Raw genomic sequence first — 10,956 nt, 5'->3', positions numbered from 1 at the left:
GAAGCGCGGCTCGGAGCAGGACGATCCGTACAGCGACTGGTGGATGCTGCGCATCGAAGACAAGCTCGACCAGACCAGGACCACGCTGCAGACCTTGCGCGAACAGGTGGACCAGGCACTGGCGGGCGTGCCTGCGGCATTGAGCCTGGGCGAGAACCTCAACGTGCAGCCCGTCAAGCTCCCCCTGTTCGTCAACGCCCAACTGGGCTTTGCGGCGGTCTATCTGCTGGCCGACTACGACGACATCGCACGCAAGCTGATCCTCGCCCACCACACCGCGCTCATCGATCGCAGCACCTTGGAGCGCTGGCTCAATGAGGGTGCGCATGCGCTGCGCAGCCTGTTCTCGCTGGCCCAGCAATACCGCTATTCGGGCTGCACGCGCGACGACTTCGCGGCGAAGAATGCCGCAGCGCGGGCCGCGCTGGAGAAATTCGGTGAACTGCCGCAGGACGTGCTCGAAGGCACGCGCCGCTCGAAGTTTGCGCCGCCGGTCGCGCGCCGCGGTCTGCAGCAACGCGGTGAGGCTCATGCCTCAGCAGCCGCCCCGTCGGCGGATGGCGACGAAGTGGCTACCGCCGAGCCGTCCGAGGCCACCGCCGCGTCTGATGAGGACGAACCCGCATGAGCGATCCGAACCCGCCCACCCGCTACTTCCGGGGCCTGCAACAGGGAGCCTTCATGCGCCTGGAACACGCGGCATCTCTAAAAGGCCTTTTAAAGCCCTTTAAGAGTAAAGGGGACTTGGAGGCCTGGGCCAGCCAGTGCTTCGCCATGCGCGACGAACTGATTGCCTTGTCGCAGCGACAGGTGCTGGCGCAGGCGTGTGGGCATCCCTTCCACCTGCTGCCCGTTGAACTGGCCCAGCAGACCACTGGCGCAGGAACCGCTTTCTTGCGCTGGCGCAGGCACGACCGTTCGGCCATGGGCGTGGCCCTGTGGCAGGAGCTGATGGCGAGCCCCGGCACGCCGGTCAACCTGCTGGCCGACCTGCACGCGATCGAGCTGCAGCGCATCACGCTGAACATGCAGATCAGCCTATTGCACACCTTGGGCAGGCAGGCGCAGGAATGCGCCAGCAAGGCGGCCGAGGCGGAAGACGCCTACCTGCGCCGGCTCACGTCCATTCCCGCCGCAATGCGCGATCGGTGATCGCGTCGCGCACCCCAGCACGCGCCCGGCGGCAGTGAGGCGCGGGCATTTCAACCACCACGGAGATCACACCATGAGCACGCATTTTTCGGGCGAAGGCAACATCGGCTCGCCCCCCGAGTACCGGGAGTTCCCCAACGGCAACGACGAACCGCGGCGCTTGCTGCGGCTGAACGTGTATTTCGACAACCCCGTTCCCACCAAGGGTGGCGACTATGAGGATCGCGGCGGCTTCTGGGCGCCGGTGGAAATCTGGCACCGCGACGCCGGTCACTGGAAGGACCTGTACCAGAAGGGCATGCGCGTGCTGGTCGTGGGCCGCATGGAGCGCGAACCCTGGACGGACAACGAAGATCAGCCACGCGAGACCTGGCAGATCAACGCGCGCAGCGTCGGCATCCTGCCGTACCGCATCGAGTCCGTGGCCCTCAGCCCGAAGCCGCAGGAGGCAGAACCCAAGCCCCAGGCCGCGCAGGAGCCGGCTGCGCCGAAAGAAGCCAAGCGCAGGAAGTGAACCGGCATGGAGGGCGGTCGCACGTCTTCGCCGCCCTCCATGCGCTCGCGAACTATCCCCAGGGGATAGCTCCATCAACGCCCGCCGGCATCCACGCTCTCCCGAAAATCGCGGCTCCCGGCCCGCACATCCCCGGCTGCACGCCATCCCCGCCCCAGCCATTCCATCCCGTGAAAGTGGTCGCCACCACATGCGGCTTGTTTGCTGCTGCCCCCGGTGGTGCTCGGCATCCTCGTTTCCAGCAACTCAATGAACCACGGAAATCGGATGGACGAACATGCGGCTGTTCTTGTGCGAGAAGCCCTCCCAGGGCAAGGACATTGGCCGGATTCTCGGCGCGACGCAGCGCGGTGAAGGCTGTCTCAGCGGCTCCGGCGTCACCGTCACCTGGTGCATCGGCCATCTCGTAGAAGCGGCAGCACCCGAGGTCTATGACGCGGCGCTCAAGCGCTGGTCGCTGGAACAGTTGCCCATCATTCCCCAGCAGTGGCGGGTCGAGGTCAAGCCAAAGACCGCCCCGCAATTCAAGGTCGTCAAAGCGCTTCTGGCGAAGGCGACCCAGCTTGTCATCGCCACCGACGCCGACCGCGAAGGCGAACTGATCGCACGCGAGATCATCGACCTGTGCGGCTACCGCGGTCCCATCGAACGCCTGTGGCTGTCGGCGCTCAACGATGCGTCCATCCGCACCGCGCTCGCCAAGCTGCGGCCCTCGGCCGAGACGCTGCCGATGTATTACTCGGCGCTGGCGCGCTCGCGCGCCGACTGGCTTGTGGGCATGAACCTCAGCCGGCTGTTCACCGTGCTCGGGCGGCAGGCCGGCTACGACGGCGTGCTGTCGGTCGGACGTGTACAGACCCCGACGCTCAAACTCGTGGTGGACCGCGACCGAGAGATCGCGGCCTTCGTGTCCGTGCCGTACTGGGCCATCGACGTGTCTCTGTTCACAGGCGGCCAGGCCTTCACCGCGCAGTGGGTTGCACCGGACGCCTGCACTGACGATGCCGGCCGCTGCCTGCAGCAGCCCGTCGCACAGCAGGCCGCGCAACAGATCCGCGCCGCAGGCAGTGCCCAGGTGGTGTCGGTCGAGACCGAGCGCGTGCGCGAAGGTCCGCCGCTGCTGTTCGACCTGGGCACGCTTCAGGAGGTTTGTTCCAAGCAGCTTGGGCTAGACGTGCAGGAGACTCTGGAGATCGCTCAGGCCCTGTACGAAGCGCACAAAGCCACCACGTACCCGCGTTCGGATTCCGGCTACCTGCCCGATAACATGTTCGCCGAGGTGCCCACGGTCCTGGATAGCCTGCTCAAGACCGATCCCGCGCTGGCCCCGATCATGGGCCAGCTCGACCGCACCCAGCGCTCGCGCGCCTGGAACGACGGCAAGGTGACGGCGCACCACGGCATCATCCCGACGCTCGAACCCGCGAACCTCTCCACCATGAGCGAGAAGGAGCAGGCGGTGTACCGGCTGATCCGGGCACATTACCTAGCCCAGTTCCTCCCGCACCACGAGTTCGACCGCACCGTGGCGGATCTCTCCTGCGGCCAGCAGAAGCTGGTGGCCACGGGCAAGCAGGTCGTCGTGAAGGGCTGGCGGCTGGTGCTGGCCGAACCACAAGCGGACGAAGACGGCGATGGTGCCGCGCGCAGCCAGGTGCTCCCTGCGCTGCGAGAGGGCCTCGCGTGCCAGGTGGCCGAGGTCGAAGTCAAGGCGCTCAAGACGATGCCGCCCAAGCCCTATACGCAGGGCGAGCTGGTCAAGACGATGAAGGGCGTTGCGCGTTTCGTGACCGACCCGCGCCTGAAGCAGAAGCTCAAGGACACGACGGGCATCGGCACCGAGGCGACGCGGGCCAACATCATCAGCGGGCTGATCGCCCGCGGCTACATCGTGAAGAAGGGACGCTCCATCCGTGCATCGGATGCGGCGTTCACGCTGATCGACGCCGTGCCTGCGGCGATTGCCGACCCCGGCACCACCGCCGTGTGGGAACAGGCGCTGGACATGATCGAGGCCGGCCAGCTCACCCTGGACGTGTTCATCGGCAAGCAGGCCGCGTGGATTTCGCAGTTGATCGCGCAGTACGGCAGCACGTCCCTGTCCATCAAGGTTCCCCAAGGACCGGCTTGTCCGCAGTGCGGCGCACCCACGCGCCAGCGCAGCGGCAAGAGCGGCCCGTTCTGGTCGTGCAGTCGCTACCCCGACTGCAAGGGCACGCTGCCGGTGGAAACTGGCACGTCCAGGCGTGGTGCCTCGCGTCCACGCAAGAGCGGGCGCAAGGGCGCCTGACCGACCCTGTTCCCCGTGAGCCGTGCCCGCCATCGGCGGCATGGCCCGTGTCCCGCACCCCCTGCGGGACGCCCCAGCGCGCAACGCCTTCTTGCTCCGTGTGCGCGTCCCGCCTGGCCGTCCCCGGCCGCGGGACCTGAAGGTGGCTTCTCCGCGAACCGCACCCCGCGCGTTCTCCTCGTCTGTATTCCTTCCGCCGCTGCGAAGGGTCCCCCGATGGCTTGCCTGTGCGAGCCATCCGGAGACCCTTCGCGGTCAGCGGTATTCGGTGCCGGTGCCCGCCGGCGCAAAAACGGGCTCCCTTTGTGCGCGGATGTGCGCCAGACGATGCCGGCCCCAGCCACGACATGGGCCGGGTGTGATTGCTGGATGAGCAGACGGTTCTAGCGACGACCGGGCCTGCCAATCAGCCCACGGGTGGTTCTTCTTTCCTCCCAAGCCGAAGGCCCCTGGGGCCTTCGGCGCCTTTCTCCTGCCTTTCAACGCCCTGGCCAGGGCGATGGCCCTGCGCCATACGAACAGGAGACCGACATGCACCCGAAACTTTGCGCACCGCCGCGCAACACGCCGCTGCTCTACGGCAGCGTCTGCAGCGGCATCGAGGCCGTGAGCCTCGCCTGGCAACCGCTCGGCCTCGAAGCCGCGTGGTTCGCCGAGATCGAGCCGTTCCCGAGCGCCGTGCTCGCCCACCGTTACCCCCGCGTGCCCAACCTGGGCGACATGACTGCGATCGCCCGCCAGGTCCGTGCCGGCACCGTGCCCGCGCCCGACATCCTGGTCGGCGGCACGCCGTGCCAGTCGTTCAGCGTGGCCGGCGCCCGCCGTGGCCTGGATGACCCGCGCGGCGCCCTGACCCTTGCCTATGTGGAGCTTGCAAATGCCATCGACCAAACCCGCCGCCAAGACCGCCGCCCGCCGGCAACGCTCGTCTGGGAAAACGTCCCCGGCGTCCTCAGCGACCGCAGCAACGCCTTCGGACACTTCCTGGGAGCACTGGTCGGCGAAAGCCGTGCGCTCGAACCGCCAGGGCAAAAATGGGCGTACGCAGGTTGTGTGTCTGGACCCCGGCGCCGCATCGCCTGGCGCGTGCTCGACGCTCAATATTTCGGCGTCGCCCAACGGCGCCGTCGCGTGTTTCTTGTGGCAAGTGGTGGAGGTGGCGTCGATCCCGCCGAGGTACTTTTTGAGTGCGACGGCGTGCGCTGGGATTCTTCGCCGGGCTTCGCGCCGTGGCAAGACGCTGCCGGCGCTGCTGGATCGGGCGCTGCGGCAGCAGGCGGGTATTCGGGATATGCAGGACTGAAGCAGCCCTACGGCAAGGCCACGGTGACGTTCGGATTCGGCGGGGGCAACACCGCAGGACCCATTGACGTCGCGGCCTGCCTGACCGCGGCGCCCGGCCCGAAGAACGACTTCGAGGTCGAGACCTTCGTGGCGCAGTCCGTCGCGGGCAGCATCAGCCACACGCTCAGCACCGCCAACGGCGGCAAGGGCTGCAGCGAGGACGGCACCGGCAAGGGCGTGCCGATCATCGCCTTCACCGCACAGGGCTGCGGGGCGGACGCGACGACGAACCATGCACCGACGCTGCGTGCCGGCGGGCATCGCCTCAGCCACGCGAATGCCGGCGTCGTGCCGGCCATCGCGTTCGCGCAGAACTCGCGCCGCGAGCTGCGGCTGGAATCCGGCCACGGCAAGCTTGCCGGGACGCTCTCCTCGGGTGGCGGCAAGCCGGGCCAGGGCCGGCCGATGGTGATCGGCGTGGCGCTGCGCGGTCGCACCGAAGGCCTGGCCGCTGAACTGGGCGATGGCGTCTCGACCGCGCTGCGCACCAGCAGCGGCGGTGCCGACAAGCCCCATGTGCTGGCACCTGACTTCGAGGCACATTTCCGCTACGACTGGAACGACCCCGGCCCGGGCGACTGGTCGCAGTGGCGGGTACGTCGGCTGATGCCTGTGGAGTGCGAGCGGCTGCAAGGCATGCCCGACGACTACACGCTGGTCCCGTACCGCGGCAAGCCCGCCGCCGACGCGCCGCGCTACAAGGCGATCGGCAACTCCATGGCCGTGCCGTGCGTCGCGTGGCTGGGCCAGCGGCTGGTGCAGTGCCTGCACAAGACGGGATCGAGCGCTTCGGATTGATGCACGACGCGGCCGGCGGACCGCGTGATCCTCCCTCCTGCATTGCCGACGCATCGGCAACAACGAGCAGCCGGGGTGTCAAGGCTGCCGTGGGCTCCTCCCACGCCACCCGCCAGTTCGCCTCGGCATCTCACCGGCGAACGCTGCCCACCGGGCATCGATGCCACCTTCCTCCAACCCACGGGATGTATGCACGTCCCGTCAGGGGCGTGTCGTCAACCCGGTCGATATCAGGACTTTCCATGGACACCATCACCCGACAAGACCGCATCACGCTCAAGAACCTCAAGGTCGCGGATTTCGCGAGCGAGGAAACGCTGTGCTTCACCGCCACCGTCATGTTCGACGGCAGGCCCATCGCCGAAGCCCGCAATGACGGACACGGCGGCTCGACGTTCGTGCGCGCGTTGCAAGGCCAGGCCGCGCTGCTGGCCCAGGCCGAGGAATTCGCCAAGAGCCTGCCGCCGGCATCGCTCGACGTCGAACGCGAGGACGACGAGCCGCTTCTCATCGACATGACGCTCGACTTCCTCGTGGACCAGTTGGCCGATGCCATGCACGCGGAGCGCAAGCTGCGCACCGCGTTCAACCGCGACATCGGCAACAAGGTGCTGTTCATCAAGGACGGCAGGCTGCTGTTCCTCAAGGGCATCAAGCTCAAGGCCATTGCCGACTGCGCGGCGTATTTCGCAAAGCTGCGCAGCCGACAGGGCCAGCCCATCGTCATCCTGGCCGAGCTGCCAGCGGACGAGGCATTCGCCATCTGGAAGCAGCATGTCCTGGGCGACAAGCCCCGCTGATCCAGCATCACCGCACCGTCATGACCGCCCCGCACTCGTTGCGGGGCTTTTTCTTTGTCCCTGCGCACATCAATCGGGACGGGACCAGATGCCGATTTCCAACTGACGTGGCACGGCACCCCCACGAAGCTGCCCGCGTGTTCGCTGATTCGTCAGCACATGCCAGCAGCCAGGGTTTCAGGCTGCCGCGGGGTTCTCTCCGCGCAACCCACCAGTCCGCATCGCATCCATTGCGCGGACGCGCGTCCCCAAGACGCTGATGCTTTTTTTCAACCGCGTGCGGGAGCTGCCATCCCGTGAGGGACAGGGCCCCGCTTTTCCAAGGAGCCCATCCATGTCCCAGCAAGCCTCTTTCGGCCGATTCGGTCAATTGGCCTTGACCTACTGCGGCAAGTTCCTGCCGCTCGAAGTCCTGCACAGCGCCGCCGGCCACTACATCGGCACGCGCGATACCGAAGGTCCCGTTTCGCGGGAATCTCGTGAGTACTTCCGCAGCCATGCCGCGGCTCAACGTGCCCTCGAAAGAGGCGGCTGGTCCCAGCTCGCCATTCCCTGATCCAACTGGAGGAATCACGTCATGAACCAGCTACTGCCGCAGGAAGTCGTCGATCAGATCGTTCGGGAAGAACGGCATTTCAGCGCCGCGCCCCAAGCCTTTTTCGAGGCATGGAAGCGTGGTGTCGAGATCGCCGGCCCGCAATGGTTTGGCGATGGCACCCGTGAAGGTCTGAACCAGGCCAAGAGCAAGTGGGATCTGCGCCCCGACATGCTGCGCCTCAACGACGCCCTCGGCGTCCTGAGCAGCGGGGAACGCATGTTCCTGTCCGCGATGGTCAGCTTCTACAACGCGCGCGAGGGCGGTGCCATGCTCAAGCGCTGCCACTTCAACGGGTTGTCGGACTTCGACGGCCTCGATCTGCCTCGTCGCCAGGTGATCGCCGACCTGCTGCTGAACTACAGCGGTTGGTGAGCCGGTTCCTGGCACACCTTCATCACTGCGTTCACGCGACCCCATGAGGGACATGCGCCTCGTCCGAGGCCATGTCCCTCGCGTTTTCTCCCCGCCCAGTGCCATCCGGCATCAGGCGGTTCCCCTGCGGATGCCATCGTCCGCAAGGGCTGGCTCCGTTCATTCATCGAAAGGAGCCTTCATGGCCAACAACTACTACGAAGCCACCGGCGTTCTCGTGCTCGACCGAGTGACGCCCGTCATCCAGGCGCTGTTCGGCGCCTTCGCGCTGGACGAGAGCCACCCCGGCAACGGGCAGGCCTACATCGCCCAGATCGCCGAGACCACCAATCCGCAATGGCCGGACGTGCTCGATGGCCTGGAAGACCTGGCCACGCAACTCGGCATTCCTATGCCGGACGACGAAGGGCTGTCGATCCCGCCGCTGCTCGAATTGCTCGCCGTGCACTTCGGTGCCGATGAGGACGAAGAGCTGGCGAACTTGATCGAGCGTCATTCGTTCGAGGACACCGCCGATCTCGACGCCTTGTTTCTGATCGCCACCCGGTTCGATGACGGCCACAACCTGACCGCCATCCAGTTCGAGGGATGCTGGTATTGCAGCAAGCCGCGGCTGTTCGAGTTCGGCGGCAACGGCTGCTACCTGAGCCGCGAGGTCCGCGTCATCAGCTCGTCCTCCCAGGCCCTCCAACTCGGTTGCCAGTTGCACGAGGCCATTGTGGCCGCCGACATCGAAGAGGCTTCGGCCCTGATCGCGCTGGAGACCATCAATCTGCTGGCGGGCGTCAGCGACGAGCCATTCCGCATGAATTTGCGCCGGCGCGTCGCCGAGCGATTGGCCCAAACGCCAACGATCAGCATCACCTGACGCTGTTTCCTTTCTTTCCACCCACCAGGGTCAATTCCCGGTGGCGGGGATTGGCTCCATCATTATTCTGTTGGAGAAATCCCATGTCCCAGAATCCCAATCCCTTTCTACGCGGCTACTGGAATCTGAAGGTCGTCCGCACGCTGTCCATCAGCCACGAGGACGGAAGCCCGCATGTCTGGCGAAACATCCACCCGAGCCAGCAGCACCTCTGCGACGCGGCGCTGGTTTCTTCTCCCTGCATCGTCACCAGCGACTTCGCGGTGGTCAGGACTGGCACCGAACCTGTCGGCGCCGCACTGATCGCCGAATGCGACGCGGCTGATGGGGTCAGCGGCGAAGGCGTGGTGGGTGCCGTGGTGTACGCGATTCACGGCGACGACTTCGACGGCCGCCCCGTCCACGTCGGCGACACTTATTCGGCCGAGGCCGCACGGGAAGTCGTGCAGCGGTTGAGCTTCGAGACCGGCTACTACAGCCGGTGCTGGGAAATCAGCAGCGCGCACATCAGCCAGGAAACCGGCCAGTACCTGGCCAACCTGGCTGACCTCGCGACGCCGGAGGCCTTTTTGTTCGTTGCGTTCCGGGTTCCCTACAGCCCGGCGATCGGCGTCAAGCTGATCTCCACGCCCTGGACGGACCAGCACCTGCAGGACGTCGAGGGGATCTCCGCCGAACTGCTTCGGCAGGAGCACTGCAGCAAGGGCATGCCGGACGACCTGGCACAGATCCTTGAACTGGCCGGCCAAGCCGACGTGCGCCTCCTCATCCTCGATGCCGACGCACCCGTGTTGCCGGGCCTGCCGCTGGCCGGCGAATAGCTGCCACACACATCCCCAGCCTTCCTTTTCCTCACAGCATGCCGGCCCGGTCTCCCGCCAGGGAGCCGGGCCGGCGCACTTTCACAGGAGCGATCCCATGTTCCCCGACCTCATCACACCCGCATCCGACTTCGAGCACCAGCTTGGCGCCTGCGTCAACGCCATGAGCCAGGACGACGCCATCGGCCAGATCCTGGTATTCGAGCGCATGAGCGGCACGCTGCACATGCGCCATATCGCCAGCGCCGACCTGGTGGACACTGACGTGGACGACTACGAAATGGTCGTCTTCGACGGTGGCAACACAAGCGGCGACACGTGGAAGCACGTGTTCTTTCCGCGTCAGCGCGAACACTACTTCGTGTACCAAGCCTGATCCCTCCAGCCCCTTCCGAGGGGCTTTTTCTTGCCCGCAGCACAGGAAAACGGTTGTGGGGCGGTGCCGTTTCCTGCGGGCACGCCGGCCGCCCCGGGACCATGCTTGCCCCATGTTCGTCGGCGTTGCCGGCACATGCCCAGGCAGTCGAGACCTTCGAGGCTGCAAGCACGGGAAACCGTGCTGGTCGTTTCTTCCTACGGACCTACCGCGTCCATCCACGCCACCCACAAGGGACCTCTCCCTTGCGGGCGGGGAATCCCTTGTTTTTCCTCAAGGAGTTTCCCCATGGACCGTTCCCTCATCAAATCCATGATGCCTTCGCTGGTCGCAGGCCATGTGCCCCGCAACGTGCGATCGTTCAAGTACCGCGTGTTCGATGATCAGCCGCTGTCCTCAACGCTGGGCTTTGCCATCGACCCCCAACCCTTCGACGGCAAGGTGGTCGCCGCGACCGACGATGCCATCGTCGTCAAGCTCAAGCCTTCCGAGTTCGCGGTGCTCGATCCCAGCCTGGTGACCACGGTTCCTGCCGAAGGCGCCAAGGTGCATGTCCAACCCTATGCCCGTCGTCGCTTCGACGGACTGCGCGCGGACACGCCGGAGGTCATCACCGAGGAGACTTCGGACGGCACGCCGTACACCATCACGAGGCACATCCTCGGCTCGGCGCCGGCCAAGCTGCCCATTCCCACGCCGCAGTGCATGGAGTTGGGCCAGCTCATCGAGCAGTTGGAGGAGATGCCGGCCCCCGATCGCTTCCGGCGCATCACCCACATGCTGGTGGATGCCGGTGCCCGCGACTTCACCTGGGTCGATCCCACGCCCTCCAAGATCATCGAGACCCCGCCGGCGATCAGCTTCACGGTCTCGACCGCGAAGTTCGAGGGCCGGGTGACGATCCTCTACGACCGCGGCGGAGACACCTACGTGGTGGAACTGCACCGTCAGAACGGTGAATCGGTCGAACTGGTCGATCGGCACGACGAGGTGTATTTCGACATGCTCGGCGAAGTGCTGGAG

The 10,956-nt window shown here is 66.1% G+C and carries 12 protein-coding genes; all 12 read left to right on the top strand.

Annotated features, from left to right (window positions below; translation table 11 throughout):
• Window positions 1–628, top strand: a 628-nt coding sequence (locus B2246_RS02340) for a PFL_4669 family integrating conjugative element protein (RefSeq protein WP_286881391.1), incomplete at its 5' end; no start/stop codon positions are given.
• Window positions 625–1,152, top strand: coding sequence for a DUF3158 family protein (locus B2246_RS02335; RefSeq protein WP_029043432.1), 528 nt, complete (start codon window positions 625–627; stop codon window positions 1,150–1,152). The genes B2246_RS02340 and B2246_RS02335, both read left to right, overlap by 4 nt.
• 73 nt (window positions 1,153–1,225) lie before the next feature.
• Complete coding sequence (locus B2246_RS02330; protein ID WP_017513938.1) at window positions 1,226–1,666, top strand: single-stranded DNA-binding protein; 441 nt, start codon at window positions 1,226–1,228, stop codon at window positions 1,664–1,666.
• 277 nt (window positions 1,667–1,943) lie between these two features.
• The gene (locus B2246_RS02325) at window positions 1,944–3,956 is read left to right on the top strand and encodes a DNA topoisomerase III (RefSeq protein ID WP_286964017.1); all 2,013 of its coding nucleotides are present in this window, start codon (window positions 1,944–1,946) and stop codon (window positions 3,954–3,956) included.
• A 531-nt stretch (window positions 3,957–4,487) separates the two neighbouring features.
• A complete protein-coding gene (locus B2246_RS02320) occupies window positions 4,488–6,098 on the top strand; it encodes a DNA cytosine methyltransferase (RefSeq protein WP_020207086.1) in 1,611 nt (536 codons plus the stop codon).
• Window positions 6,099–6,340: 242 nt separating this feature from the next.
• A complete protein-coding gene (locus tag B2246_RS02315) occupies window positions 6,341–6,898 on the top strand; it encodes a hypothetical protein (RefSeq protein WP_017512400.1) in 558 nt (185 codons plus the stop codon).
• Between the two features lie 334 nt (window positions 6,899–7,232).
• On the top strand, window positions 7,233–7,454 hold the full coding sequence (locus B2246_RS02310) for a hypothetical protein (protein WP_003120032.1): 222 nt from the start codon (window positions 7,233–7,235) through the stop codon (window positions 7,452–7,454).
• 21 nt (window positions 7,455–7,475) lie between these two features.
• Complete coding sequence (locus B2246_RS02305; protein WP_003050375.1) at window positions 7,476–7,868, top strand: hypothetical protein; 393 nt, start codon at window positions 7,476–7,478, stop codon at window positions 7,866–7,868.
• Between the two features lie 181 nt (window positions 7,869–8,049).
• Window positions 8,050–8,736, top strand: coding sequence for a hypothetical protein (locus tag B2246_RS02300; RefSeq protein WP_023110698.1), 687 nt, complete (start codon window positions 8,050–8,052; stop codon window positions 8,734–8,736).
• An 83-nt stretch (window positions 8,737–8,819) separates the two neighbouring features.
• Window positions 8,820–9,557 carry a hypothetical protein gene (locus tag B2246_RS02295; protein ID WP_020207035.1) on the top strand — a complete coding sequence of 246 codons (738 nt, stop codon included), beginning with the start codon at window positions 8,820–8,822 and terminating at the stop codon, window positions 9,555–9,557.
• A 97-nt stretch (window positions 9,558–9,654) separates the two neighbouring features.
• Window positions 9,655–9,933 carry a hypothetical protein gene (locus B2246_RS02290; RefSeq protein WP_020207036.1) on the top strand — a complete coding sequence of 93 codons (279 nt, stop codon included), beginning with the start codon at window positions 9,655–9,657 and terminating at the stop codon, window positions 9,931–9,933.
• Window positions 9,934–10,221: 288 nt separating this feature from the next.
• On the top strand, window positions 10,222–10,956 hold a 735-nt coding region (locus tag B2246_RS02285; RefSeq protein WP_121494929.1), incomplete at its 3' end, for a GTPase.

Source organism: Cupriavidus sp. UBA2010 (genome assembly GCF_002335265.1).
In the GTDB taxonomy this organism is placed as follows: Bacteria; Pseudomonadota; Gammaproteobacteria; order Burkholderiales; family Burkholderiaceae; genus Cupriavidus; species Cupriavidus metallidurans.
The sequence above is the reverse complement of the archived record's forward strand: the minus strand, read 5'-3'. Positions and strand labels throughout refer to the sequence as shown.

What these genes read in the sequence shown, in the direction of transcription:
- B2246_RS02335 (WP_029043432.1), top strand. Translation starts at nt 625, where the DNA reads ATGAGCGATCCGAACCCGCCCACCCGCTACTTCCGGGGCCTGCAACAG.
- B2246_RS02330 (WP_017513938.1), top strand. Translation starts at nt 1,226, where the DNA reads ATGAGCACGCATTTTTCGGGCGAAGGCAACATCGGCTCGCCCCCCGAG.
- B2246_RS02325 (WP_286964017.1), top strand. Translation starts at nt 1,944, where the DNA reads ATGCGGCTGTTCTTGTGCGAGAAGCCCTCCCAGGGCAAGGACATTGGC.
- B2246_RS02320 (WP_020207086.1), top strand. Translation starts at nt 4,488, where the DNA reads ATGCACCCGAAACTTTGCGCACCGCCGCGCAACACGCCGCTGCTCTAC.
- B2246_RS02315 (WP_017512400.1), top strand. Translation starts at nt 6,341, where the DNA reads ATGGACACCATCACCCGACAAGACCGCATCACGCTCAAGAACCTCAAG.
- B2246_RS02310 (WP_003120032.1), top strand. Translation starts at nt 7,233, where the DNA reads ATGTCCCAGCAAGCCTCTTTCGGCCGATTCGGTCAATTGGCCTTGACC.
- B2246_RS02305 (WP_003050375.1), top strand. Translation starts at nt 7,476, where the DNA reads ATGAACCAGCTACTGCCGCAGGAAGTCGTCGATCAGATCGTTCGGGAA.
- B2246_RS02300 (WP_023110698.1), top strand. Translation starts at nt 8,050, where the DNA reads ATGGCCAACAACTACTACGAAGCCACCGGCGTTCTCGTGCTCGACCGA.
- B2246_RS02295 (WP_020207035.1), top strand. Translation starts at nt 8,820, where the DNA reads ATGTCCCAGAATCCCAATCCCTTTCTACGCGGCTACTGGAATCTGAAG.
- B2246_RS02290 (WP_020207036.1), top strand. Translation starts at nt 9,655, where the DNA reads ATGTTCCCCGACCTCATCACACCCGCATCCGACTTCGAGCACCAGCTT.